Annotated in this window: 30 protein-coding genes; 17 read left to right on the top strand and 13 right to left on the bottom strand. The window is 64.4% G+C overall.

All coding sequences use genetic code 11. The features are described from left to right. Positions 1 to 4 precede the first annotated feature (4 nt). Positions 5 to 910 (bottom strand): LysR family transcriptional regulator, encoded by a 906-nt coding sequence (locus H0W47_RS03440; RefSeq protein WP_296920763.1) that lies wholly within the window; start codon positions 908 to 910, stop codon positions 5 to 7. Positions 911 to 1,041: 131 nt separating this feature from the next. Here H0W47_RS03440 and H0W47_RS03435 point away from each other — a divergent pair, with 131 nt between their 5' ends. Continuing rightward, positions 1,042 to 1,959 (top strand): BLUF domain-containing protein, encoded by a 918-nt coding sequence (locus H0W47_RS03435; protein WP_296920761.1) that lies wholly within the window; start codon positions 1,042 to 1,044, stop codon positions 1,957 to 1,959. 127 nt (positions 1,960 to 2,086) lie between these two features. Next, positions 2,087 to 3,268: an FAD-dependent monooxygenase gene (locus H0W47_RS03430; protein ID WP_296920758.1), complete on the top strand. Its 1,182-nt coding sequence runs from the start codon at positions 2,087 to 2,089 to the stop codon at positions 3,266 to 3,268. 149 nt (positions 3,269 to 3,417) lie between these two features. Here H0W47_RS03430 and H0W47_RS03425 read toward each other — a convergent pair whose 3' ends face one another. From H0W47_RS03425 to H0W47_RS03415, 3 genes are all read right to left on the bottom strand, one after another. Next, the gene (locus H0W47_RS03425; protein ID WP_296920755.1) at positions 3,418 to 4,161 is read right to left on the bottom strand and encodes an alpha/beta hydrolase; all 744 of its coding nucleotides are present in this window, start codon (positions 4,159 to 4,161) and stop codon (positions 3,418 to 3,420) included. Next, positions 4,158 to 5,228 carry a M14 family zinc carboxypeptidase gene (locus H0W47_RS03420; protein WP_296920752.1) on the bottom strand — a complete coding sequence of 357 codons (1,071 nt, stop codon included), beginning with the start codon at positions 5,226 to 5,228 and terminating at the stop codon, positions 4,158 to 4,160. The genes H0W47_RS03425 and H0W47_RS03420 overlap by 4 nt, the downstream gene beginning before the upstream one ends. Positions 5,229 to 5,351: 123 nt before the next feature. Then, a complete protein-coding gene (locus H0W47_RS03415) occupies positions 5,352 to 5,648 on the bottom strand; it encodes a 2Fe-2S iron-sulfur cluster-binding protein (protein ID WP_296920749.1) in 297 nt (98 codons plus the stop codon). A 100-nt stretch (positions 5,649 to 5,748) separates the two neighbouring features. Between H0W47_RS03415 and H0W47_RS03410 the strand changes: the two genes are divergently transcribed. Continuing rightward, complete coding sequence (locus H0W47_RS03410) at positions 5,749 to 6,267, top strand: GNAT family N-acetyltransferase (RefSeq protein ID WP_296920746.1); 519 nt, start codon at positions 5,749 to 5,751, stop codon at positions 6,265 to 6,267. Positions 6,268 to 6,279: 12 nt separating this feature from the next. Here H0W47_RS03410 and H0W47_RS03405 read toward each other — a convergent pair whose 3' ends face one another. Then, complete coding sequence (locus tag H0W47_RS03405; RefSeq protein WP_296920743.1) at positions 6,280 to 6,438, bottom strand: hypothetical protein; 159 nt, start codon at positions 6,436 to 6,438, stop codon at positions 6,280 to 6,282. A gap of 202 nt (positions 6,439 to 6,640) precedes the next feature. Here H0W47_RS03405 and H0W47_RS03400 point away from each other — a divergent pair, with 202 nt between their 5' ends. After that, entirely contained in the window at positions 6,641 to 7,192 is a 552-nt protein-coding gene (locus H0W47_RS03400; RefSeq protein WP_296920742.1) for a methylated-DNA--[protein]-cysteine S-methyltransferase, read from the top strand. A gap of 142 nt (positions 7,193 to 7,334) precedes the next feature. Further along, a complete protein-coding gene (locus H0W47_RS03395; protein ID WP_296920738.1) occupies positions 7,335 to 7,697 on the top strand; it encodes a hypothetical protein in 363 nt (120 codons plus the stop codon). Here the strand turns inward: H0W47_RS03395 and H0W47_RS03390 are convergent. Further along, positions 7,691 to 8,830, bottom strand: coding sequence for a metallophosphoesterase (locus H0W47_RS03390; protein ID WP_296920735.1), 1,140 nt, complete (start codon positions 8,828 to 8,830; stop codon positions 7,691 to 7,693). The two genes, H0W47_RS03395 and H0W47_RS03390, sit on opposite strands and share 7 nt — an antisense overlap. An 86-nt stretch (positions 8,831 to 8,916) precedes the next feature. Beyond that, entirely contained in the window at positions 8,917 to 9,333 is a 417-nt protein-coding gene (locus H0W47_RS03385; protein WP_296920732.1) for a DUF2177 family protein, read from the bottom strand. Between the two features lie 85 nt (positions 9,334 to 9,418). On the opposite strand from H0W47_RS03385, the gene H0W47_RS03380 reads away from it, so the two are divergent. Both H0W47_RS03380 and H0W47_RS03375 read left to right on the top strand, forming a co-directional pair. Then, on the top strand, positions 9,419 to 10,330 hold the full coding sequence (locus tag H0W47_RS03380; protein WP_296920728.1) for a DUF808 domain-containing protein: 912 nt from the start codon (positions 9,419 to 9,421) through the stop codon (positions 10,328 to 10,330). A gap of 38 nt (positions 10,331 to 10,368) precedes the next feature. After that, the gene (locus H0W47_RS03375) at positions 10,369 to 10,878 is read left to right on the top strand and encodes a DUF1993 family protein (protein ID WP_296920725.1); all 510 of its coding nucleotides are present in this window, start codon (positions 10,369 to 10,371) and stop codon (positions 10,876 to 10,878) included. On the opposite strand, the gene H0W47_RS03370 is transcribed toward H0W47_RS03375, so the two are convergent. Beyond that, positions 10,872 to 11,084: a hypothetical protein gene (locus tag H0W47_RS03370; protein WP_296920721.1), complete on the bottom strand. Its 213-nt coding sequence runs from the start codon at positions 11,082 to 11,084 to the stop codon at positions 10,872 to 10,874. The genes H0W47_RS03375 and H0W47_RS03370 overlap by 7 nt on opposite strands. Before the next feature lie 177 nt (positions 11,085 to 11,261). Between H0W47_RS03370 and H0W47_RS03365 the strand changes: the two genes are divergently transcribed. After that, on the top strand, positions 11,262 to 12,248 hold the full coding sequence (locus tag H0W47_RS03365) for a tRNA-dihydrouridine synthase (protein WP_296920718.1): 987 nt from the start codon (positions 11,262 to 11,264) through the stop codon (positions 12,246 to 12,248). A 170-nt stretch (positions 12,249 to 12,418) separates the two neighbouring features. Here H0W47_RS03365 and H0W47_RS03360 read toward each other — a convergent pair whose 3' ends face one another. Next, positions 12,419 to 13,297 carry an NUDIX hydrolase gene (locus H0W47_RS03360; RefSeq protein WP_296920714.1) on the bottom strand — a complete coding sequence of 293 codons (879 nt, stop codon included), beginning with the start codon at positions 13,295 to 13,297 and terminating at the stop codon, positions 12,419 to 12,421. Between the two features lie 117 nt (positions 13,298 to 13,414). Here H0W47_RS03360 and H0W47_RS03355 point away from each other — a divergent pair, with 117 nt between their 5' ends. The 4 genes from H0W47_RS03355 to H0W47_RS03340 all read left to right on the top strand — a co-directional run bounded on the left by H0W47_RS03355 (position 13,415) and on the right by H0W47_RS03340 (position 16,798). Next, positions 13,415 to 14,341 (top strand): SDR family NAD(P)-dependent oxidoreductase, encoded by a 927-nt coding sequence (locus tag H0W47_RS03355; protein WP_296920712.1) that lies wholly within the window; start codon positions 13,415 to 13,417, stop codon positions 14,339 to 14,341. Between the two features lie 485 nt (positions 14,342 to 14,826). Beyond that, positions 14,827 to 15,096, top strand: a complete 270-nt coding sequence (locus tag H0W47_RS03350) for a hypothetical protein (protein ID WP_296920709.1) — start codon at positions 14,827 to 14,829, stop codon at positions 15,094 to 15,096. Between the two features lie 88 nt (positions 15,097 to 15,184). Next, positions 15,185 to 15,919: a hypothetical protein gene (locus H0W47_RS03345; protein ID WP_296920706.1), complete on the top strand. Its 735-nt coding sequence runs from the start codon at positions 15,185 to 15,187 to the stop codon at positions 15,917 to 15,919. 186 nt (positions 15,920 to 16,105) lie between these two features. Beyond that, positions 16,106 to 16,798: a hypothetical protein gene (locus H0W47_RS03340; protein WP_296920703.1), complete on the top strand. Its 693-nt coding sequence runs from the start codon at positions 16,106 to 16,108 to the stop codon at positions 16,796 to 16,798. A gap of 17 nt (positions 16,799 to 16,815) precedes the next feature. Here H0W47_RS03340 and H0W47_RS03335 read toward each other — a convergent pair whose 3' ends face one another. Both H0W47_RS03335 and H0W47_RS03330 read right to left on the bottom strand, forming a co-directional pair. Further along, positions 16,816 to 17,142, bottom strand: a complete 327-nt coding sequence (locus H0W47_RS03335; RefSeq protein WP_296920700.1) for a hypothetical protein — start codon at positions 17,140 to 17,142, stop codon at positions 16,816 to 16,818. Between the two features lie 174 nt (positions 17,143 to 17,316). Further along, complete coding sequence (locus tag H0W47_RS03330) at positions 17,317 to 17,784, bottom strand: DUF4864 domain-containing protein (RefSeq protein WP_296920697.1); 468 nt, start codon at positions 17,782 to 17,784, stop codon at positions 17,317 to 17,319. A gap of 261 nt (positions 17,785 to 18,045) precedes the next feature. Between H0W47_RS03330 and H0W47_RS03325 the strand changes: the two genes are divergently transcribed. Continuing rightward, complete coding sequence (locus H0W47_RS03325) at positions 18,046 to 18,450, top strand: TspO/MBR family protein (RefSeq protein WP_296920694.1); 405 nt, start codon at positions 18,046 to 18,048, stop codon at positions 18,448 to 18,450. Between the two features lie 9 nt (positions 18,451 to 18,459). Next, positions 18,460 to 19,212 (top strand): GDSL-type esterase/lipase family protein, encoded by a 753-nt coding sequence (locus H0W47_RS03320; RefSeq protein ID WP_296920692.1) that lies wholly within the window; start codon positions 18,460 to 18,462, stop codon positions 19,210 to 19,212. 14 nt (positions 19,213 to 19,226) lie between these two features. On the opposite strand, the gene H0W47_RS03315 is transcribed toward H0W47_RS03320, so the two are convergent. Beyond that, positions 19,227 to 19,919, bottom strand: coding sequence for a hypothetical protein (locus tag H0W47_RS03315; protein ID WP_296920689.1), 693 nt, complete (start codon positions 19,917 to 19,919; stop codon positions 19,227 to 19,229). A 155-nt stretch (positions 19,920 to 20,074) separates the two neighbouring features. Here H0W47_RS03315 and H0W47_RS03310 point away from each other — a divergent pair, with 155 nt between their 5' ends. The 3 genes from H0W47_RS03310 to ylqF all read left to right on the top strand — a co-directional run bounded on the left by H0W47_RS03310 (position 20,075) and on the right by ylqF (position 23,615). Then, positions 20,075 to 20,737, top strand: a complete 663-nt coding sequence (locus H0W47_RS03310) for a dienelactone hydrolase family protein (protein WP_296920686.1) — start codon at positions 20,075 to 20,077, stop codon at positions 20,735 to 20,737. Between the two features lie 256 nt (positions 20,738 to 20,993). Next, positions 20,994 to 22,577, top strand: a complete 1,584-nt coding sequence (gene gshA / locus H0W47_RS03305) for a glutamate--cysteine ligase (RefSeq protein ID WP_296920683.1) — start codon at positions 20,994 to 20,996, stop codon at positions 22,575 to 22,577. Positions 22,578 to 22,661: 84 nt separating this feature from the next. Further along, positions 22,662 to 23,615 carry a ribosome biogenesis GTPase YlqF gene (gene ylqF / locus H0W47_RS03300; protein WP_296920679.1) on the top strand — a complete coding sequence of 318 codons (954 nt, stop codon included), beginning with the start codon at positions 22,662 to 22,664 and terminating at the stop codon, positions 23,613 to 23,615. 71 nt (positions 23,616 to 23,686) lie between these two features. Here ylqF and H0W47_RS03295 read toward each other — a convergent pair whose 3' ends face one another. Beyond that, a complete protein-coding gene (locus H0W47_RS03295) occupies positions 23,687 to 24,055 on the bottom strand; it encodes a response regulator transcription factor (protein ID WP_296920676.1) in 369 nt (122 codons plus the stop codon). Between the last annotated feature and the right edge of the window lie 231 nt (positions 24,056 to 24,286).

The raw sequence follows: 24,286 nt of genomic DNA, 5'->3' as shown, positions 1-24,286 counted from the left end.
CAGGTCAGCCTGGCGCGCCGGCCAGCGCCGCCAGCCTGGCAATCGCGTATTCGGCAATGGGTGAATGGGTGCGGCCTTGCAGGGACACCACGCCCAGTTCCGCATAGGTGGGCGGCAGATCTACCAGCGGCAGCGCACACATCTTCCCGTCACGGATTTCACTGGACAAAAGATTGTCACTGCCCAGCATGATGATGTCTGTGGCTTGTGCAATGTGCTTCATCAAATGCACGTCGTCGCATTCAAGGGCAACTGGCAGCCTTGCGTCGGATGGCAAGCCCATCAACTGCAACAGGTAGGCACAAATTTCATCGGGGAGGCGCCCGCTGGCAAGGCCGAAGGGCGCCATGTCCGACACGCGAATAGCACGCTGCCTCAGCAGGGGATGGTCGCTTCGCACATAAAACCCTCCCGTTGGTCTGCCGATAAGCTGTATCGCATAAGTGCCGTCGCGTGGAACATCGCGAGTGTCACCGACAAAAAAATCATGCTCTTCCGTACGCACATGGTTCAGCAGGTGGCGTGAGTTGTTGACCAGGACGCGCGCGCTGACTGCCGGGTATTTCTGCCGCATTTCGCACAGAAGAAGTGGGACCACCGTCGCCGCGGGAAAAGGGCCGCAGCCGAAGGAGATGTTGCCGATCACCTTTTCGCGGTGCAAGGACACGTCGCGCTCAAGCTGTTGGCTTTCGCGCAGCAAGCGTCTGGCCCGCGCCACCACAAAGGCCCCCGACGGTGTGCAGCGGACCTCTGCTGGGCCCCGGTCAAACAGCTTGAGGCCAAATTCGGTCTCGGCCGCCTGAATGCTGCGGCTGAAGGCGGGCTGGCTCAAATGAACCCGCTCAGCGGCGCGATGGAAGTTGGCCTCTTCAGCCAGAGCAATGAGGTGTGAAAGGCGGCGAATATTCATGGCAATGCAATTATTGCATCGACTTTATTTAAACAATGCATTGGACGGATTTTGTTTAAATATGAACAATTCAGTAATGAATATTTAGCGACCGTCCCGCTTCCGTGGCCGGGACCACCCGAGGAAAACGAATGACCGGCCAAAAATTCCCCTGCCCGCCTGTTGACGGGCGTCTGGACAACGGAGTTCTGAGGGTCGTGTGCGCCAGCGTGTCGCAGGTGCGCGGCTCGGTCATGGAGGAACTGCTTTCCCTGCGCGGGGAGGTGGGCGCCTTTAATGCCACGCAAGGCATTCGCAGCGCGTTCTTGCATGCTTCTGGCTGGCTGTTTCAGTGGCATGAGGGCCCGGTTGCCGGCGTCGAAAAAGCCCTGCGGATTGCGCAGGCCGACCCGCGGCACGGACGCCTGAGGGAGCTGCACCGTAGCGTCGGTCCGGCAACGCTGACCGAGCCGTTGCAGATCGTCACCACGCACAGTGTCGACAAACCGACTGACGTGGCGCGTCGGTTGTATCGACTCAAACAAAGTCAGTCGCTGGAAGCATCCGCGTCGCCCGACGAACTGTGGATGCAACTGGTCGCTCCCGTGGGCCTGACTGCCTCGTTGGGCGAATCCGCCCTGGTGCGGCGCAATGTGGTGGCGGTTACCTCGGGAAATTCCGCGGCCGTGGATTTGGTGCGCTCCATTGGCCAGCAGGCCGGCGTGCCGGTGACCTACCAGCGCTTTGCCACAGGAGACCCCAAGTCTGCCGACGTCGGCGCGGTCTATGTCGATCTGCCGGGCCTGTTCAGCGTGACGCGGGTTCATGCCTTGTCGCGGCGCAGCCTGCCACACCCGGCCGTGCGCCTGATGCTGCGCGACCTTCAGTGTTTGCTGTTGCTGCTGGGTGACCGTGTGGATTCAAACAGCGCGCTTGTCGAGGACGTCAGCCTGTTGCTCCAGCACCTTGCAGTGCGTCCGTCGCTGCTGCCACCCCTGACACGAGCCGTGCGGCCCTTGCCTGCCTGCACACGCTCAGTGGCGACATTGCCGAAATCGATGTCCGGCTAGTGATGCAGACCGGCCCAGGCGGCTTTTTGGGCAACCTTCTTGGCGCCAGAGAAGGCGTGGCAAACGCGGTCGATTTGCTGCTCGCCTGAAGAGGGCACCCCCGGACGGGCTTGGGCACAATTGGGGCATGACAAAACAGGCGCTGATCGCAGGTGGGGGTATCGGTGGGTTGGCCGCTGCGCTTGCGGTAGCACGCGCCGGTTGGATTGTCCGCCTGTACGAACGTGCGCCGGTGTTCAGCGAAGTTGGCGCCGGCATCCAGCTCGGGCCGAACGTGGTCAAGGTGCTGCACGGTTGGGGGCTGGCCGATGCATTGGCGGCGGTGGCGGCCTTTCCTGACCGGCTTGAAGTGCGCAGCGCCGTGACCGGCGAAACTCTCGGCGCCCTGCGGCTCGGCGATGTGATCGCGCAGCGTTATGGTGCGCCGTATGCCACGGTGCACCGGGCCGACCTGCACGGCCTGCTGCTGGCAGCTGTGCGGGAAGCGGGCGTTGGTCTCAAACTCAATCACACACTGAGCCGGTTCACCCAGAACCCGGAGGCTGTGACCGTGCAAAGCGGTGACGACCCGCCGCTGGAAGGTGAAGTGCTGGTCGGTGCGGACGGTTTATGGAGCCCGGTTCGCCAGTGGTTGCTGGGCGACGGGCCGCCGCGCGCGACTGGCCACGTGGCCTATCGCGCCCTGGTGCCGCAGGCAGACTTGCCCGAAGCCCTGCGCTCGACCCAGGTGACGGCCTGGCTTGGTCCGAAACTGCATGTGGTGCAGTACCCGGTGTGCGGCGGCAAGTCGCTCAATGTGGTCGGCATCGTCGAAGGGCGCGACGGAGATGATCTCGACAATTGGGACCAGGGCACTGATGGCGCCGGTCTGCACGCTGCATTGGCCGGCAGCTGCACGCCGCTGCAAGACCTGGTGCGCGCCATTCCCGCCTGGCGGCTTTGGACGCTGTGCGACCGCCCACCCATGCAGGGGACCTATCAGCACGCGCTGGGCCGCGTCGCGCTGCTCGGTGATGCGGCGCACCCCATGCGCCCTTACCTGGCCCAGGGCGCGGGCATGGCCATTGAAGACGCCGCCGAGCTGGGCCGCGTTCTGACGCAGGCGCTGGACCCCGCACTGAGCGTGCCGACCATGCTGCAGCGTTACGCGCTGAACCGCTGGCAGCGCAACGCGCGGGTGCAGGCGCGCGCGATTCGCAACGGCGAAATTTTCCATGCAGATGGCGTGCTGCGGTGGGGACGGGATGTGTCGATGAAGCTGCTGGGGGAGCGGTTGCTGGATGTGCCGTGGTTGTATGCCGGTGCTTGATGGCGACCGCGTTGCAGAACGCCGGCAGATGCTTTGACGGCCGTCGCTTGCCGTCCGCATGCCCCCGCGTTGCCTTGAGCGTTTGAGAATAAAAACCGCCTAAAGCCCTTGTGTGGCAAGCACCAATAGCTATCAAAATGAGAGCAAGCTCAGTTTCCAGCGAGCCATTGCTCGATTTGTTGGCAGACCCAGCCAGCGTCATCATGCGGCAAGTCGTGGCCGGCCCAGGGATGGATGCGGTGCGCTGCCCGCCATTCGCGTGCCAGAGCCGCCGAGCAGCGCGGGTGCACCAGGCTGTCGCCTGCCGAGGACAGCAGCAACACCGGGCAAGCCGGGGCCGTGGGTGCGGCGGAAAACCGCGCCGCTGCCCACAGCTGGCACCAGGCGTTGCCGGCGCTCACAGGGGCGCTGCGGCGGATCTGCTGCCAGACCGCGAGGTCCTGGCTCAGCGTATCGGTATGGCGGCAGGTCAGGCGGTGGATGATGCTTTCCGCAGCCGCCGCATCGTCCCAGCAGGCAGCCAGCCGCAGCAGCGGCAGCCAGTTGCGGGGCCGCAGGCGGTCAGTGGCCGGGCTGAAGGGCCGCACGCTGGTATTGACCAGAACCAATGCGCTTACTTCGCCCGGGAACTGTTGGGCCCAATCGGCCGCGACCATGCCGCCCAGCGACATTGCCAGCAGGCGGTACGGCGGTGCGACGCCCTGTAGCCGCAACTGCTCGCGGGCGAACAGGGCCATCGCACGCACCGAGGGCGGTGAACGCTGGCCGCAGAAGGCGCCGTTGCCCGGCAAATCCAGCGTGATGACCGCATCGCCGGTGGCGGCCAGTTGCTGCGGCAGGCCGCCCCAGTGCCGCGTCTCGCGTGTCAGCCCGCGCAGCAACACCCAGCTCATGGCGCGCGCCTCGGCCGCCAGTGGGCGCTGGCCTGCTGATACAGGAGGGCCCGCTGCTCCGGCCGCGGCAACCAGCCCGGCGCGGCGTGGGCCGCCCGCGTGAGGAAGTCCAGCAGCTCGACATGCCGGCGCAACACACGTTTGATGCGGTGCGCCTTGATCGGGTTGAAGATGCCGTGCCGCGAAAACAGCTGGCGCGGATTCTTGCGTATCCACAGCCAGGAGCCGAGCTCCAGTGTCATCGGCAAAAACACGTGGCTGGGCGGCGCCTGGTCATAGGCATGGTCCCAGAGGTCGCCGTGCAACAAATACTGGTTGCTCTGCGGCTCGAAGCTGTAGTCATGGTGCGGCATGGATTGTTCCAGCATGGCCTTGAGCGTGAACATCTCGGGCAGGTGCGCCATCAGCCGGCGCGTGCGCGCATAGGGAAACCACAGGCTGTCGTCGAAGCCGTAGCCCGAGTGGCAGTCCAGCGCCAGGCTGAAGGGCCGGCTCGCCAGCTGCTCGCGCACCACTTGCAGCAGGGCCGTGCTTTCGGCTTCCATGGGAGCGCCGGGCCGCCCGCAGTACCAGGGCAGCAGCGGGCTCCAGCTCTGCCCGCCGGCCAGGAAGGGCACCCGGCCTTCGGCGCGCTGCGGCGCGTTGCGCATCAGGTCGACACCGCGCGGGTTGGCGCGGGTGTGCGCCCACATGCCGCCGGGGTTGACGATGGGCATGAAAAGCAACCGGACTTTTTGCAGTTGCTGCTGCAGCAATGAGTCCCACTCGAGGCGAAAAAGCAGAGCGCGCATGTAGTTCAGGATCAGCTGCGAGCCTATCCGCTCCAGCCCGTGGATGCCACCGAAAAAACCGATCGCCGGAGCGCGCGGGTCGGCCGAGCCGATGGCGGCGGTGAAGATGTCGAACGAGGGGCCGGCGGTGTGGGCCTCGGCCACGGTCTGCACCTTGAAACGCGTGCCGCTGTCGCGCAGCAGGGCCTTGAAGTCCTCATGTTCGGCAAAAGTGACGGCAGGGTCGGGCGTGCGGGCAAAACGGTGGGCGGGGCCATGGGAGCGCAAAACATCCATCTCTCCATCCTGACAGACGTGTGTGACAAATCGTTGAAGAGCGCCACGGGATGTCCGAATGCTATCAAAACAGGAGCTAATTGCGCTTTCCAGACAAGGGCTAGAGGCCGATTTGATCTGAAATCACGGAGCTGGCGGCAACAGCACCAGGTCCGACGCCGGGTAGGCCACGCAGGGCAGGATGTAGCCTTCGGCCTTTTCCTCCGCGCTCATGCCCGGCCATTCGATGCGGTAACTCACCTGTCCACTGGCGAGCCGGCAGATGCAGGTCCGGCAGGTGCCATTGCGGCAGGAACTGTCGAGCAACATGCCCGCCTGTAATGCCGACAGCAGCAGAGGTTTGTCGGCCGGGGCGTCGAAGGGCTGGCCTTGGGGCAACAGGCGGGCGCGGTACACCGGGTCGGGGGAGGGCTGGGCCATGCGCGCAGTTTACGCAAGGCTGGCCTTGCCCACCGTGCGTTATTCAATTGCTGCGACAATCCTGACCTCCCAAGCAACGAGTTCCCCAGAGCCTCTTTTCATGTCCAGCTACCAAGTCCGCCCCGCTACCGTACGCGATGCCAAAGTCATCGCCGAAATCAACGCAGCCGCCTCGCGCGCCGCCTACCAGGGACTGGTGCCCGACGACCAGCTCGGCACCCTGTCCATCGACAAGCGCCAGCAGTTCTGGCGTGATGCCATCGAGTACATGGAACCCCAGGTACAGGTGGCCACCGAGGGCGACAAGGTGATCGGTTTTGTCGGTTTCGACCGCTCACGTGACGCCGGCACACCCTCGACCTGCGGCGAGATCTGGGCCATTTATGTGCAACCGTCACACTGGAACAAGGGCGTCGGTCTGGCCCTGTGGGATGCCGCCAATGACGGCCTCAAGGAAGAAGGCTGCACCAAAGTTACCGTGTGGGTGCCGGTGCGCAACGAGCGCGCCTTGCGCTTTCACGAGCACGTCGGGTTTAAGCGTGAAATGAGCTCGCTCAAGACCGTGCTGGTCGGTACCGTCAAACTCGAGGAGTTGCGCCTCAAACGCGACGTCGGCTGAACCCGCGCAGACTCAGGACGGCACGTCCAGTACGCGTTCCTCGTCCGGAATCACCGACATGTCTTCGTCCGGGGACAGCGGCAGATCGTCGGTGTCTTCTCCGAGGCCGGTTTCCTCCGTGTTGACTTCGCGCGGGGGTCCAGCAGGGGTGCGTGCAGCAAAAGAGTTCATGGTCATGCTCCGGTTGGGTCCCCATATTGCGCGCTAGCCCGCCCCACAGCCCTAGGAAAACCATGCCAGTTGCTGTCGGTGCCCACTGACAGTTTTTTGCACGGCCATTTATGGCTCCAGCCCCCGTCGCGCAAGGACAATTTGCTATGAATTACGTAGCGAAACCCAGCTCGTAGCGGCTTGGTTTAGGATGGCGCTCACGATGCTTGTCGCCACCCCGACCCGTTTTTTTGCGCTGTTCGACACGGCTGTCGGTTGCTGCGGCATCGCCTGGGGCGACGCAGGCATCTGCGGCGTGCAACTTCCGGAGGCGGACGCCGCGCAGACACGCGCGCGCATGCTCCGGCGCTTCCCGCGGGCTGCGCAAGCCCGGCCCGATGAGGCGCTGCTGGCAGCGATTCGCCACATCTGCGCCATGCTGCGTGGCGAGCCGCACGAGGTCGATGGGCTGGATCTCGACATGCGCGGGGTGCCAGCTTTCCACCAGCGGGTCTACGCCGTGGCGCGCGCCATTGCGCCAGGTCAGACCCTGACCTATGGCGAGGTCGCGGCCCGGCTGGGTGAGCCGGGCGCCGCGCGGGCAGTCGGACAGGCGTTGGGACGCAATCCGTTTGCGCCTGTGGTGCCCTGCCATCGCGTGCTGGCCGCTGGCGCCAAGCCCGGCGGCTTTTCAGCCAGCGGTGGCATACGCACCAAGCTGCGCCTGCTGATCATCGAAGGCGCGAAGCTCGGCACCCCCGGGCTGTTCGACTGACTGCCTTGTCCTACAGACGCGCCATCCGCTTGCGCACAGCGCCGGGCGGCGGCATGTTCCACAGTGGGTGGTGCGTTCGTTCATCGGCTTTCAGCCGTGCAGGCGGGCATCCCGGCATTCACCATTTTTCAAGGAATTCATCATGGACGACAAAACCTACGCATCTTCGGGCGCCAGCCTCGCATCTTCTGCCGACAACGCCGTCCAGCGCGGCGTCAGCCAGGCCGGCAGCTCGCTGCATGAGACCATCGACAAGGTCGCCGAGCCGGCGCGCAGCACGGTGGATCGCGCCGCCACCGTTGCCCACAACACCGTGGACAAACTTGCCAGCGGCGCCAGCAGCGTGGCCGGCAAGGTCAGCGACCAAGCCCAACGCTTCACCGATGTACCCCTGCAGGCGGTGGACTATTCCAAGGCCTACATCAAGGACCATCCGCTCCAGGCCGTGGGTGCGGCACTGGTGGTCGGCTGGATCTTCGGCCGCCTGACGGCCAACCGTCACTGAGCACTTCCGGCGGCGGGTACCAGCCGCAGGTAGGTAATCTCGGAGGGCGCGCCGAAGCGTTTGGGCGGCCCCCAGTACCCTGTCCCGCGGCTGGTGTAAACCCACAACTTTTCGAGCCGGTGCAGGCCGGCCGTGAACGGCTGCTGGAAACGCACAAATAAATTCCACGGCCAGAACTGGCCGCCATGGGTGTGGCCCGAGAGCTGCAGATGGAAGCCGGCCTTGTGCGCTTCCACGGCACTGCGCGGCTGGTGCGCCAGCAGCAGCTTCACCGGCGCATCGGCAGGGGCACCGGCGAGCGCCGCGTGCGGATCACTTCGGTGGCTTCGGTCAAAGTGTGCAGCGCTCCAGTCGGCCACGCCGGCCAGCACCAGGCCGTGCCTGAGCACCACATGTTCATTCATGAGTACCCGCACACCTAAGCGATTCAACTCGTCTATCCACGCGTGGGCCCCTGAGTAATATTCGTGATTGCCAGTCACGAAATAGGTGCCGTGGGCTGAGCGCAGACCCGACAGCGGCGCCACATGTGGCGCCAGGTCCGCCACCGTTCCGTCCACCAGATCGCCGGTCACAGCCACCATGTCGGCTTCCAGGCGGTTCACCGCATCCACGATGGCCTGCAGGTAGCCGCGTTTGATGGTCGCCCCGACATGAACATCGCTGATCTGCGCGATCGAAAAGCCGTGCAGCTCCGCAGGCAGGCCCGTGATGGGTACATCGACGCGAACTACCGCCGCAGTGCGCCTGGCGTTGAAGAAACCCGCCAGCGTGACCAGCAAACCCAGCAGCGCGACTGCGGCGGCCGAATCCGCGCTGACCACCTCCATGGCAAACGCGTCGGGCGCCAGAGTCAGCACGCCCCAGGCCAGTAGCAGGCCGGCGTCGCGAATCAGGCTCAAGACAAACAGCGAGGAAAACAGGCCCATGAACAACATGCCGGCCCAGGCCATGCCATCGGCCAGCAGCGGCGACCTGAAGCGCCGCGCCGTCAGGCCCAGCGGCATCATGACTGTGGACGCCAGCAGGGTCAGGCCGAGCAAGCCTTGGGCGACCGGCCAGGCCGACAGGTCAAGAAGTAGGCGCAGCGCCAAATAGGCGTGCAGCAACAGGGAAAAGAGGTACAGCGGCATGGAGTGAGTCCAGAATCGCGCGGATGGCGCTCCATCGATGTGGTCGCAAAATGGCCGAATGCAAGCTCTGACGCGCCGCTTGCCCGTCAGCTTGGCCTGGATCCCCAGCTGCGGGCGGCCGCATAACCGGCCAGTGCGCTGCCGCAGGACAACGCTGCACCCCAGACGATGTCGACCACCGTCAGTTGCCAAGGCCAGTCCGTGAGCGTGGCCAAGTTGCTGAGGTCATAGGTGCCGTAGGCCAGCAGACCAAAAAACGCGCCCAGCGCTGCGGCGCGCGCTGCGCTTCGCCGCTCCAGCGCCGGGCCGATGGCAAACACCACCAGGCCCATGGGGTAGAGCAGGTAGAACGCCGCCGCCGGCAAGAGCAGCGGCTGCTCGCGCATCAGCGGGCCTAGCCAGGCCCGGTAGGCGTCGGTCATCAACACACCCAGCCAGACCATGTCAGCCAGCAGGAAGAAGGCCAGCGCGCCGGCGTAGGCCAGCAGTGACGATTTGATCATCGGCCGATTGTGTACCGGCATGCCGCCGCCTGCAAAGACCCCCGGCTGCTGCGACAATGGCGGGCCACCCACTACGGAACTTTTCATGGCCAGCAGCCTGTTTGCCCTGCTAGACGATATTGCCACCGTGCTCGACGATGTGGCGCTGCTGACCAAGGTTGCAGCCAAGAAGAGCGCCGGTGTTCTCGGGGACGACCTTGCGCTCAATGCGCAGCAGGTTGCTGGCGTCAAGGCCGAGCGCGAGTTGCCGGTGGTCTGGGCGGTGGCCAAAGGCTCGATGCTGAACAAGGCCATTCTGGTGCCGGCGGCACTGGCGATCAGTGCATTCGTGCCCTGGGCCGTCACCCCCCTCCTGATGATTGGCGGGGCTTTTCTCTGTTACGAAGGTTTCGAAAAACTCGCGCACAAGTTCCTGCACAGCAAGGAAGAAGACGCTGCGCATGAAAAAGTGCTGCTGGAAGCGTTGGCTGACCCCACGGTGGATCTCGTCGCGGTTGAAAAGGACAAGATCAAGGGGGCGGTACGCACTGATTTCATCCTGTCTGCCGAGATCATCGCCATCACCCTGGGCACGGTTCAGGACAGCGCTTTCATCACCCAGCTCAGCGTACTCAGCGGCATTGCCATCCTGATGACGGTCGGTGTGTACGGGCTGGTCGCCGGCATCGTCAAGCTCGACGACGGCGGTCTGTATCTGAGCAAAAAAACCGGCCTGTTACGCGGCCTGGGCCTGGCCATCCTGGCCACTGCGCCCTGGCTCATGAAGGGCCTGTCGGTGGCCGGCACCGCGGCGATGTTTCTGGTCGGCGGCGGCATTCTCACGCATGGCGTCCCGGCCCTGCACCACGCCATTGAAGCGCTGACTGCACGCGCCGGCAGCGTGCTGGGTGCGGTCACACCCTTGCTGGCCGACGCTGTGGTTGGCCTCGTTGCCGGGGCGCTGGTGCTGACGGCGGTGACGCTGGTTAAAAAGCTGCTTGCGAAGCGCACCGACTGACGGCTTCATTTCTTTTCATTCAACTCCCTGGACTACCCATGACTATGTCGATGTATCAAGTTTCCGTGCCCGTGTTCAAACAGATGCTGGGCGCGCTCAGTGCCGTTCTGGCGAAGGCCGAGGCCCATGCCGAGGCGAAAAAGATTGCGCCTGAGGCGCTGCTGCAAGCCCGCCTGTATCCCGACATGTTCCCCCTGCTGCGTCAGGTGCAGATCGCCTGTGACTTCGCCAAGGGTGTGTCGGCGCGTCTCGCAGGCGTGGAGGTCCCCGGTTTCGAGGACACTGAAACGGGTTTTGCGGACCTTAAAGCGCGCGTTGAAAAAACGCTGGCCTTTGTCGAGGGCCTGCAGGCCTCGCAGATCGACGGCAGCGAGGAGCGCCGCATCGTGACGCAGGCAGGCACGCCCAAGGAGAAGATCTTTAGCGGCCAGTCTTACCTGCTCAATTACGGCCTGCCGCATTTCTTTTTTCACACCACCACGGCTTATGCCATCCTGCGCCATAACGGCGTGGAGGTGGGAAAGAAAGATTACATCGGTACCTACTGATCTGGCTTGCCGGTACCCCAAGTCTTGCCGGGGGCCAGGCGTGAGGGCCGCGGCCAGGGGGCCGAGGTCTCGTCAAGGTGATTTTGTGAGCCATGGGCGAATGGCCAACCCTTGCGCTGCGACACCGGCTGCCCGCCCTGGTCGGGTGAGCCCTCGGGACCGGGACGTCGGGTATCAGCAATACGGGGCGCGGGTTGCCGTGACATGGCGTCTCCTTCAATCAAACAACCAATTTATGCGCCGCTACCGCGCGCCACTGTAAGACGTCCCTGCCATCTCTGTAGGACGGGAAGGCCAATCCCGCCTGCTATCAAAAGTGAAGCTTGCCACGCAGGGATGGCAAGGGTCGGGACGTCTTTTTATTGTCAAGGTAGCATTGCCGCATGACCATCCTGCTGGCGCCCATGGAAGGGCTTCTAGACTTCGTTTTGCGTGACATCCTGACGCGGGCCGGCGGTGTGGACCGCTGCGTCTCGGAGTTCATCCGCATCACCGACCAGTTGCTGCCCGAGCGGGTCTTCCTGCGCATCGTGCCCGAGCTGCTCAGCGGCGGGCGCACGCTGGCCGGCGTGCCGGTGCGTGCGCAACTGCTGGGCTCTGACCCGGTCTGCATGGCGGAAAACGCCGCGCGGCTGGCCGCACTCGGCCCGTCCGGTATCGACCTGAACTTCGGCTGCCCCGCCAACATCGTGAACCGCCACGGCGGCGGCGCTGCCCTGCTGAAAGAGCCGGAGACGATTGCCGCCATCGTGGCGGCGGTGCGGCGCGCCGTGCCGGCGCACATGCCGGTGTCGGCCAAGATGCGGCTGGGCTACCACGACGATGCGCTGGCGATCGCCAACGCGCAGGCGATTGCCGGCAGCGGCGCTGATGAGCTGGTGGTGCATGCGCGCACCAAGGCCCAGGCTTACCGGCCACCGGCCTATTGGGAACGCATCGCCGATATCCGCGCGGCCGTCGCCATACCAGTGGTGGCCAACGGCGAGATCTGGACGGTGGACGACGCGCGCCGCTGCCGCGAGGCCTCGGGCTGTGACATGCTGATGATTGGCCGCGGGGCAGTGGCCGATCCGGGGCTGGGGCGGGCGATCAAGCGATCCATGGGCGTGGCCGTCGGTCCCGCGCTCGGCTGGACGGAACTGGTGCCGCTGCTGGCTGAATTCTGGCAACTGGTCTGCAGCCGGCTCGATGCCCGATCACGGCCCGGCCGGCTCAAACAGTGGCTCAATTTTCTGCGCCGGCGTTTCCCGGAAGCGGAGACCGCCTACCAGTCGCTCAAGTCCATCAACGATCCGGCGCTGATAGACCGCTGGCTGGCCGGTGTGCTGCAGGCGCAGGCAGCCGGCGAGGAACTGCTGCAGCCGGCCTGAGCGCGCTTAGGAAGCGCTGAACAAGCCCCCTGCGGCGCGCGATCAGCCGGTCTCGGGCGATCTGCTGCGTTGAATTTCTTGCCAATAGCCAGCTATTGCCTGCGAAATCCACCTTGCATCCCATCCCGATCCGACTGCCGCGCCTCCGCAAGGACTTATTCAGCGCTTCCTTAGGAAAACAGTCCTTCAAAACCGCCAAGCGGCTCGAAACGCTTGTTTCGATAGAACAGCCGGGTCGGGCCGGGCAGGGCCGCTTCACGCACCGTGTGCCGCTGATCGCCGGGGTAACAAATCATGCGTTCGCCGTCGTCGTCAAAAGACTCCGGCTGGATCACCGGTGGACGCCGTGCACGCGCTGCCGCCAGCACGCTGGCCACCGCACTGTGCCGCGCCAGGTGCACCAGGCTCATGATCTGCGGCGGTGCCAGCTCAATCTGCCCGGACCAGTACTGCAGCAGCGCCTCGCGCGGGCTGAGCCAGATGCTTTCGGTGGTTTCAAAGTCGTCGTGGCGCGCCACCTGGCCGCCCGGCACCGCCGCGACAAAAAACCGCGTGTCAAAACGCTTGTTCATGACCGAGGGCTGCACCGGCGTGATCCAGCGAGACCAGGGCTGGATGGCCTGCGTCTGCAGGCGCAGTGTGAGTTGAGCCAGCATCGCGTTGAAGCCGAGGCCATCGCGCAGCAGCGCAGCGGCGTGCGCGGCCGGTTGCGCAACCACGTCGCCTTGCGCAAACAGCACGCCCGACTCCTCAAAGGCTTCGCGCAGCGCCGCCACATACAAGGCGCTGGCAGTGGCCTCGCTGATGTCGGACTCGCCCAGACCAGCGTGCAGCGCTGAAGGCGCCTGGTCCCCGTGGGCCAGCATGTCGAGTTCGGCGTCGGCGGCATCGACCTTTCCTCCGGGAAAGACATAGGCCCCGCCCAGCACATCGGACAAGCCGTGACGCTTCATCAGAAATACCTCCAGACCGGCCGGCGCATCGCGCAGCAGCACCACGGTGGCGGCAGGGCGCGGGGGGGTGGAGATGGTCTCGAGGTTCAGTTCCATGCGGGTGTCGTCTTTTATCCGGGTCGCACCGTCCATTACAGTACAGGCTCTTTGCTCCGCCGAGACTAACAGCCTTGCGGCGCGAGCCAGATCACCAACACGACAGGGGACAGCAGAATGGGTATGGATTTCACAGGCCGCGTGGCCATGGTTACAGGCGCCGGCGGTGGCTTGGGCAAACAGCACGCGCTGGCGCTGGCAGCGCGCGGCGCGAAGGTGGTGGTCAACGACCTGGGCGGCGCGACCGATGGCACAGGCGGCTCGGTCAGCGCGGCCGAAGCCGTGGCGGGCGAGATTCGCGCGGCCGGCGGCGAGGCGATTGCCAACGGCGCGTCGGTGACCGACTTCGCGGCCGTGCAGGCCATGGTCAGGCAGGCCATCGATGCCTGGGGCCGCGTCGATATTCTGGTCAACAACGCCGGCATCCTGCGCGACAAGAGTTTTACCAAGATGGACCTCGCCGACTTCGCGCTGGTGATGAACGTACACCTGATGGGTGCTGTGCATTGTTGCAAGGCGGTGTGGGACATCATGGCCGCGCAGAAATACGGCCGCATCGTGATGACGACTTCTTCCTCGGGTCTGTACGGCAACTTCGGCCAGTCCAACTATGGCGCGGCCAAGATGGCGCTGGTCGGGCTGATGCAGACGCTTTCCATCGAAGGAGCCAAAAACGATATCCGCGTCAACTGCCTGGCGCCGACTGCGGCAACGCGCATGACCGAAGGCTTGATGCCTGAAGAAGTGCTGCGCGCGCTGCGGCCCGAGGCGGTGGTGCCGGCCATGCTGGTGCTGGCCGCGCAGGATGCACCGACGCGTGCCATTCTGTGCGCTGGCGCCGGCACTTTTGAAGCGGCCAACATCACACTGACGCGCGGACTGTGGCTGGGCAGTGGTGAGCAGGTGCCTGAAGCGCTGGAGGCGCGGCTGGACGAAGTGCGCGAGCGCAGCGGCGAGACGGTGCCGCAAAGCGGCGCAGCACAGGGGAGCAACGAAGTCAGCCTGGCGATGGCTCAGGCAGCAACGACTTCTGCTGCAGTCTGACGGGCCTGATTCAATCAGGCAAAAAAATGCAGCCGGGTTCGCTGGACAATGTTTCGACGCTTCACCCTGGGGTGGAGGCCTCCTACCTGTCGTTGTAGCGCGAAACCCGGCTGGCACACACACAGTCTGCGCGGCCCCGCGGTGAACCACATGCAGTCCGCGATGCCTGCGTGATGTAGGCCAAGTCCGGCGTGCACCGCGCCGCAGCTTCCCCGTGTCAAATAGGGAGCGGCATAAGCTCTTGTTGACTGTGGTGTGCAGCCAAAAAAACAGAAAACAAAAAGCCCCCAGGTCTGGCTCCAGACATACGCCGCTGCGCGGCGGCGTAACGAATTGCAAGCACAAGCGCCAGGGCGGACCTGTCCTACAGGCGTACGCGGACGAGACCGACCCGACACCCCTGCATGCTGTTTAGATTGAATTCAGTCGATCACTGATCGGCGTTTTTCAACTACCGCCCTTCGGGGTTTAAACAGGAGCTATCCATGAAACTCAATCAATCTCTGACTGCCGCCGTCACTGCCGCCGCCCTGGTAGCAGGTGCTGGTTTTGCTTATGCGCAAACCGCTGTGACCAACACCCCCGGCGAGACGAACGCTCAAGGCACGACCACCATGCAGGCGCAGCCTTCTACCGGCAGCACCATGCAGGCCCAGCCATCGACCAGCACTGGCAGCACTGGCAGCACCACCATGGACAACAGCGCGACGACGTCCGTGGACACCACGCTGCAGCCACGCGCTGACCGCAACTAAGACAGCGGCGCGTGTCGAATAGGTCGCGGGGAAGCCGGGTGATTCATCCGTCTTCCCTGCTCCTTTTTTACCTTTGATTTTATGAACCATGTTATCCGCAGAACCTTCGCAACTTGATGCCGTCCTCAAAGGCCTGGGCATGGGCTGCGCTGCGATTGCGCTGATCCTGCCGGGACAGGTCACGTCGCGCCAGGCACAGCAGCCAGCGGCTGCACCCGTGGCAGTACTTGCAACGTCGCTGGACTATTTGCCGCGAACGGCGGACTTTGCGCACGAGCAGGCATCGGATCAGGCCCGCGAGATGGCCGACTGGGTCATGGACAGCCGCGATCACCGTGGCATGCCGTTTGTCATCGTCGACAAACCGTATGTGAGGGTGTTTGTTTTCAAGCCCGACGGCACGCTCGATGGCGCAAGCGTCGCGCTGATGGGCTCTGCAACAGGTGACGATTCGGTGGAAGGCATCGGCGAGCGTGAAATGTCTGCCATCGCCCCGCACGAACGCACCACGCCTGCCGGGCGGTTTGTGTCGCAGCCCGGCATCAACGCCTTCGGCGAGGACATCATCTGGGTGGACTATGAGGCAGCGGTGTCGATGCACCGCGTGCGTGCCAAGGAGCCAAGTGAGCGCAGGCTGGAGCGCCTGGCCTCCGCAACCACGGACGACAACCGGATTTCTTTCGGGTGTATCAACCTGCCGGTGGCTTTCTATGAGGATGTGGTCAAGCCCGCACTCGGTTCTCGCCGCGGGGTGATTTATATCCTGCCAGAAACCCGCCCCGCGCAGGCGGTGTTTCAGGGCTTCAGGCCAAGCCGCAGCTGAGCCCCATGCGGGTGTGGGATACAGCCTACAGAGCAGTAGGCCCGTGGGTATTCCCCGATCCGGCATCAAATAGCAACGCAGCCCATATAGTGATTGCAAAGAATGCTATCAAAACAGGAGTGATCTGACATTCGTGAGCCGAGGGGCTTGTCAGAACCTGCGCCTCGCCGGTAGGATGTGTCCTACATGTTCAACCAGCGGCGCGAGCGGATAATTTTTTCGGGAAGGACCTGGTGCGCTGCGGCTGTCCTGGCCGGGCTGATGCTGGCGATCCGGCCTGCGCAGGCACTGGAGAGCACCTCCGCTGTTGCGCCGGCGCCGCTTGCGGACTTCGGGGCCGAGCCCGCTTCCACCGATGCCCGTTATGCCGCAGCCTCGGTCATGACCTCGGCCGACAACAAGGGCCTACCCTTTGTGATTGTCGACAAGAAAAACGCGAAGATCTTTGTGTTCGATGCCGCAGGTCGCCTGCGCGGGGCATCTGCGGCTCTGCTGGGTCTGGCCACCGGCGACCGCTCGGCCCCGGGGATCGGCCGACGGCCCGTGGCTGACATCCCGCTTGCAGAACGCACCACACCGGCCGGACGTTTCCCGTCCCAGCCCGGCCGCAATCTGCAGGGGGAAGAGGTCATCTGGGTGAATTACAGCGAAGGTCTAGCGATCCACCGACTGCGCCCCGGCAACAACCAGGAGCAACGGCGCGAGCGCCTGGCATCCAGCACGCCGCAGGACAACCGGATTTCACTCGGTTGCGTGGTGGTACCGGTGGCGTTTTACGAGAAAGTCGTCAGCCCGCTGCTCGGAAAAAGTCGCAGCGTGGTGTATGTGCTGCCTGAAGACTCAGGCGTTCAGGCGCTGTTCGACGCGCTCTCGCTCTAAGACTTGGATGAAGGGCGTCAGTTGCGGGCTTGCCGGTAAGGACGGGTCCGCCCCGCTCCCCGGTCAGCTACATTGACGATATTGCCACCTGCGGAATCGCGAATGTTGCTGCGGGTCAGGTTGACCGCCGGGCAGTCGGTATCGGTGATGGAAAACACCATGTGCCCGTTGTTGAACACGGCCGGCATGGTCTGGTGCAACTGGTAGCTCATGTCCACCGGCGCCTTCCGGGCGTGGTAAATCACCTTGTTGGCGGGGTTGTAGACGGTGAAACAGGCCAGCGCTTGGCCGCTGAAGGCGGTGGTGAGCAGGGCGCCAATGGCGACTTTCAGGGCGATTTTCATGCGCAGGCCTTTCGGAAAAGTCCATGATAGCCCTGAGCGGGCCGCGGGCACGCAGGCGGGCACCCGCAGACACTGTCAGCAAAAACGCCCAGATAACGCAGATTTGTGAATGAAATTGGTCGTCAGCCCACGTCCAACGGGCGTCAATAGCTATCAAAAAAGGAGCAAAAGGGCTCAGGCCATGCGGCCCTTGTTGGCCACCACCAAGCAGCCGCTGATCAGCCATCCCCTGCCGCTGCGCTGCAGCGAATAGACCGCCAGCCAGGCCTCACCAGCGGCATCCAGCATCTGCACGCGCTGCAACACCTGGCCGTCCTTGTTTTCCGGTTTGAGGAAGGCCACCGAAGAAGGACGGTACACCACCGGGTAGGCCGCACGAACCATGGCCATGAACCCGGCGGCAGTTCCCAGGGCCTCGCGCACATTCGGCGCAGCGTAGGAGAAAGCCAGGTTGGCGTCGTCGGCCGCAAAGGCGGCGAGTTGCCCCTGCACGGTGCTGCGTACGGCCAGTTCATCGGCAGGGCTCAGGGGCGCGGCATGGGCGACCGGCCACAAGGCCAGCGCAAACAGCACCCAGGCCAGTTGGCGACAGAGCTGAAGGAGGCGCCCGGAGGCGGCAGTCAGGACGGGCTGGTGGCTCATGGCAATCTCCGTGGCGGCGTGCGGCGATTGTCCTCGCCTGGGGCCTGAAAGTAAAAAAAAGCGGGGCCGATGCAGGGTATTGCTCCGGCCACACCCGTCTTACGCAAGCCGGCCCTGCCTGGATGCATGCGGCGGGAAGTTGCGGCCACGTCCTACCCCGGTATCAGTGCAAGGGGTGGGCGCCGGCCGGCGGACGCCTGGAGAATTCAGCCATACCCCGGGCGACCCGGGGCGATAACTCTTTCACTGACCCGAACCGCCATGGACAGCAACAGCAGCGCCGCGTGGTACGCGCAACTCGCCAAACCATTTTTTGCCCCGACGGCTTCGGTGTTCGGCCCGGTGTGGACGGTGCTCTACATCGTCATTGCGATCAGCTTCGGCTACGTGCTGCTGCAGTACCTCAAGCGCCGCCTGCCCTTTGACGTGCTGCTGCCCTTCGCGCTGAACCTGGTGTTCAACGCGCTCTACACACCGATCCAGTTTGGTCTTAAAAACAACTGGCTGGCCAGCCTCGACATCCTGCTGGTGCTGGCCACCCTGGTCTGGGCCATGACTGCGATCTGGCGGCGCAAGCGCTGGGTGGCGTTGGTCAACCTGCCTTATCTGGCGTGGGTTGGCTTTGCCACCGTCCTGCAGCTAAACATCACCTGGCTGAATCGTTAAAGGCCTCGCATGAAAATCCGCCGACCCTCCTTGCTGGGCGCCGTCTCGCTGCTTGCCGCCCTGGCGGTGGTAACCACCTCAGGCTGCGCCGCCTGGCGCATCAAGCAGGCAGCCGAGCTGGCACGGCAAAGTGAAGCTTTCCAGGCCTCGCCGCCGAACGCTGGCGCGAGCCTGCTGGTGGTGGGTGACAGCACGGCGGTGGGCACCGGTGCCTCGTCCCCGGCGACCAGCCTGGCCGGGCTGATTGCGCAGCAGCATCCGCGTCTGAAAATTGTCAACCGTGCGGCTGACGGTGCGAAATACCAGGACATCGTGCGCCAGCTTGAAGGCGCAGCCGGCGAGCGCTTCGACGCCATTCTGGTGCTGGGGGGTGGCAACGATGTGATCCGGCTTACCCGGTATGCGTCGCTGGAAGAAAACATCGCGCGTGTCGGCTCGCTGGCGCGCACACAAGCCAGGCTGGTGGTGTTTTTGCCATCGGGCAATGTGGGCAGCGCTCCCTTTTTCGTTCCGCCCTGGTCCTGGTTGATGACGCAGCGTTCGCGTGTGCTGCACAGCCTGGTGCGGCAAGTTGCGGCCGACAATGGGGCGCTGTACGTGAACCTGTTCAAGGAAAAGCAGGACGACCCGTTTGCACAGCGCCCTGACGAGCTCAATGCCCGGGACGGGCTGCATCCCAGCGATGCCGGTTACCGGCTGTGGTTTGCCGAACTGGGCGGCCAGGCCGACTTGGACCGGCGGCTGGCTGCGTTGCAGCGCTAAGGCGCGCCAGGAGATCAGGAACGCTGCGAAGTCTCGGTGTTCTGGAAGTCCACCGGGGCAGTGTCAGGGGAGCCCTGCTCCCGGATATTGGCATCGCGGATGGCGAACATGCGCTCCAGATCACGCAACACTTCCGCCTCTTCCTCGCTGACGGGTGCATCGGCGATGGGCGCATCGGCGACGGGCGCGGCAACGGCCTCGCGCGGTGCAGGTACAGGTATGTCCGGCGCCAGCAGATCCAGCCAGATCGACGCATCCGGCATGTCCTGGTAAGGGCAGCTGTCGCCCACATCGAGTTCCCAGGAGACGCCATGCAGCCACACCGAGGCCTGCGGCTCAAACTCGGTGATGGCTGCCAGCAACTGCTGCTGGAAAGCGTGGGCATAGGTCAGCAGCAGCATGTCCCAGTGGCGCATCACCAGAATCAGGTACAGGCCTTGCCCGCGGCTGCGGCTGTTGACCATGAGGATGCGGCAATCCACCCAGCCCGGGGGGATGCCATGTTTGCGCAGGCCGTCGCGCATCATCATCTGGACCAACTGGCGACGCGTGGCGTTGTCAGAGTTGTCGTCGAGAGTGAGGGGGTTGTCGCGCCGGTCGGTGGGCTCGCTGCGAACGCCCGGGGGCGCAGGCGCCGATTCCAGTTCCGGTGTGTCGGCGCTTTCAGTGGCCTTGCGGCCCAGTAGCCTGTTGATCACTTGTCTCATGTTGTTGGGATCCCATGGCGGCAGCGCTGACTGCAGGCTGCCTCGCGTGTGTTATGCATTCCTGGGTGGATGGTCGTGCAAGTGGGATGTCAAGTCAAGCCGGCGCCCGCCACGCAGGCACAATCCGGCAAAGCCACTTTTTACTTGCCGCTGCCATGTCTCTTGCCGTCACTGAAGTTGAAACCGCCGCCCACCCGACCGCCACCGTGCTGCTGATGCATGGCCTGGGCGCCGACGGGGCTGACTTTGTCCCCATCGCCGAACAGCTCGAACTTTCAGCCGTCGGCCCGGTGCGTTTCCTGTTTCCGAACGCCCCGGTGATGCCGGTCACCATCAACGGCGGCTACCAGATGCCGGCCTGGTACGACATCCTGGGCGCCGACCTGACGCAGCGCGAGGACGAGGCCGGACTGCGCAAGACCCAGGCCAGCATCAACGCGCTGATCGCCGCTGAAACGGCGCGTGGCATTCCGGCCAGCCGCATCGTCATCGCCGGTTTTTCGCAGGGCTGCGCCATGGCCCTGATGACCGGCCTGCGTTACCCCGAACGGTTGGCCGGCATCATCGGCCTGTCCGGCTATTTGCCACTTGCCGACAAGCTGGCGGCCGAACGCAGCGCTGCCAATCAAGGCCTGCCGGTATTCCTGGGCCATGGCCGGCGCGACGGCGTGGTGCCGCTGGCTGCCGCGACTGCAACGCGCGATGCGCTGGCGGCGCTGGCTTACCCGGTGGACTGGCACGAGTACGCGATGGAGCATTCGGTCTGCATGGAAGAGATTGCAGACATGAACAGCTGGCTGCTGCGCGTGCTGGCGTAGGGGCTTTCCAGGGGCTGGCCACCGCGCGCCCGGCTTGAAAATCTGGCGCCGGCCTGTTTTCAGGCATTAAAACTGGCTCTAGCCCCCTTCGGATAAGCGCTGGTAGCTATTAAAAGAATAGCAAACCTGGATCTGCCGGTAATCTGCTGCAGATCGGCTGCGCTACCGGTTCCGGACGCCGCGCCGTGCCGCCTGCAGACAAGCCCGGCCTGTGATACCTTGCACGCCACGAAAGAAAGATACAGAGGGACGACTTATGAACAGCTTGCATGCGCGCCAGGGCGCGCTGTTGGGCGACCGCCTCCAGGCGCTGAGCCCGGCGCGACTGAAAGGCATGCGCCGCGGGCTCGAAAAGGAAAGCCTGCGCGCGCAGCCAAGCGGAGCACTGGCGCTGACGCCGCATCCCGCCGCACTCGGCTCGGCGCTGACCCACCCCAGCATCACCACCGACTTCAGCGAGTCGCAGGTTGAGCTGGTGACTGCCGCCCATGCCGGCCTGGCAGACGGTGCCGAAGCCACGCTGGACGAACTCACGCAGATCCACCAGTTCACCTACCGCGCCATGAAAGAGGTCGGCGACGAGATGCTCTGGGTCTCCAGCATGCCCTGCGGTCTGCCGACCGACGAAACCATTCCCATTGGCCGCTACGGCTCGTCCAATGTCGGGCGCGCCAAAAGTGTTTACCGTATGGGCCTGGGCCACCGTTACGGCCGGCGCATGCAGACGATCTCGGGCATTCATTACAACTGGTCGCTGCCTGGCGTTTCCAGTGAGGAGTATTTCGGCCTGATCCGCAATTTCCGCCGCCATGCGTTTTTGCTGCTTTACCTGTTCGGCGCCTCGCCAGCCGTCTGCTCGAGCTTTGTCGCCGGGCGTCAGCACGAACTGCAGCCGCTGGGCAGTGGCACCATGTACATGCCGCACGGCACCTCGCTGCGCATGGGACGCCTGGGCTACCAGAGCGACGCCCAGGCCTCGCTCAAGGTCAGCTACAACAGCCTTGACGGTTATGGTGCCTCGCTGCAGGACGCGTTGACCCGGCCCTACCCGGCGTATGAGGCGGTCGGCATCCAGAACCCCGGCGGCGACTACAACCAGCTTGCTACCAGCTTGCTGCAGATCGAAAACGAGTTCTACGGCACGATCCGGCCGAAACGCGTGATTTTCCCGGGCGAGCGCCCACTGCACGCCTTGCGCGAACGTGGCGTCGAATATGTCGAGGTCCGGCTGATGGACCTGGACCCGTTTGTGCCGGTCGGCATTGCGGCCGACACCATGCGTTTTCTCGACATCTTTTTGCTGCACTGCCTGCTGACTGACAGCCCGCCCGACACGCCGCAGGAAATCGCCGCGCTGGCACGCAACCAGCACCGCGTGGCGGCACGCGGGCGTGAGCCCGGCCTGCAGCTTGAGCGTGGCGGCCAGGAAGTCACGCTGACCGAGTGGGGCGCCGAGCTGATGGCGCAATGCGCGCCCGTCGCTGCGGCGCTCGATGCGGCGCAGGGCGGCAGTGCTTACGCGGACGCCTTGCGCGCGTCGGGCGTTGCACTGCGCCAGCCCGACACGCTGCCCTCGGCCCGCGTGCTGGACGCCATGGCGAAAAATCACGACAGTTCGTTTGTAGCTTTCGCCCGTGCGCAGTCGCTGTCTACCCGGCAGGCCCTGCTGGACCTGCCGTTTCCCGCCGACCGGCAGGTCCGTTTTGAAGCCTTGACACGCCAGTCGCTGAGCGAGCAGAAAAAAATCGAGGCGGCCGACTCCATGCCGTTTGAAATCTACCGCCAGCAATACGTCTCGGCCGAACGCCTGGGCATACACAGCCTGGCGCACGCGGCTTAGGTCCGCAGGCCGGTCAGCGACAATCGGGGGGTAAGCCGGCGGACCACCCGCGCACCCCGCACCCCACCCAGAAAGAAGATCCCGATGGCCATCCAGTGGTTTCCCGGTCACATGCACCTGACCAAAAAAGCCATCAGCGAGCGCATCAAGGAAATTGATGTGGTGATCGAGCTGCTGGACGCGCGCCTGCCCGGCTCCAGCGCCAACCCGATGCTGGCCGAGCTCACCGGCGGCAAGCCCGCGCTCAAGGTGCTCAACAAGCAGGACCTGGCCGACCCCACGCGCACGCCGGCCTGGCTGGACTACTACAACAGCCAGCCCGCCACCCGCGCCATCGAGCTGGACGCCAGCGCCACCACACCGGCCCGCCGGCTGATCGATGCCTGCCACGCGCTGGCGCCGACGCGCGGCAGCATGGTCAAGCCGATGCGGGTGTTGATCTGCGGAATACCCAACGTCGGCAAATCGACGCTGATCAACACCCTGACCGGCAAACGCGCCGCCAAGACCGGCGACGAGGCCGGCATCACCAAGCTGGAGCAGCGGATTGTGCTGGCCGACGGTTTCTACCTCTGGGACACGCCGGGCATGTTGTGGCCGCGCATTATCGTGGCCAAAAGCGGCTACAACCTGGCAGCCAGCGGCGCCATCGGCCGCAATGCCTTCAACGAGGAAGAGGTCGCGCTGGAACTGCTCGATTACCTGATCAGCCATTACCCGGCCGCGCTGCAAACGCGTTACAAGGTCGAGCTGGCGCCGGGTATCACCGACGAGCAAGCGCTCGAAGCGATAGGCCGCAAGCGCGGCGCCGTGTTGGGCAAGGGGCGCATCAACCTGCAGAAGGCCGCAGAGATCGTGATCCATGAGTTCCGCGCGGCGACGCTGGGGCGCATCACGCTGGAAACACCCGAAGAGTTTGCACATTGGCTCGCCGCCGGCCAGTTGCTAGATGCCGAACGGCAAGTCAAAAAAGACCGGATAGAGACCGACCGCCTGGTCCGTTTCAAGAAGATTCCGCGCCCGCCGCGCGAAGGATGAGGCTCAAACGGTCCTGGGCCAGCGCGATCCGCAAAAAGGCGGCATCGCGGTAATGATGAGTCAACAAGGGCTCAGTGGCGCCCAGAGCAGTAGTCAATGAACTGGTCGAGCTCGGTGGACTTGTCGAAGATGGCGTCCGCGCCGCAGGCCAGGCAGCGGTTGCGGATGTCGTCCGTGGCGTAGTTGGACAGAACCACCACCTTCTGCACGGGCGCGCGTTGCCGGCACTTCCTGAGCACACCCAAGCCGTTGCCTTTCTCCAGAAAGAGGTCGACAACCAGCAGATCCCAATCGGCAGGGTGACTCGCGAGCCAGTCACAGGCGGCCGCCTCAGTGGACGCGTGACCGACGGTGCGAATGCCCGCCAATTCTGTCAAGGTCTCTACCAGGTTGTTACGGATCAGCTCGTTGTCTTCAACAATATAGGCGGTTCCTGCCATACGGTGGTGAAGTTGTGGAGAGAGAGCGGATCCGCAGGATGGATCGCCTGAGAGGTTCGGCGGGTTCACTGTGCCAGTCTCCCGCGCGCTCAAGCCTGGCGCCGCAAGCGATTGCACTGCACACCTGTAGGACGGCGTCCCACATGTCGCGAACCAGAAGAATACCGGTGCGCCTGCTCCGGTTGCTGATCAAACCGGCCATCAGCCCATGACTGGCAAGGACCACCAGCT

The organism is Polaromonas sp. (genome assembly GCF_013817205.1).
Taxonomy (GTDB): Bacteria; Pseudomonadota; Gammaproteobacteria; order Burkholderiales; family Burkholderiaceae_C; genus Polaromonas.
The sequence above is the reverse complement of the archived record's forward strand: the minus strand, read 5'-3'. Positions and strand labels throughout refer to the sequence as shown.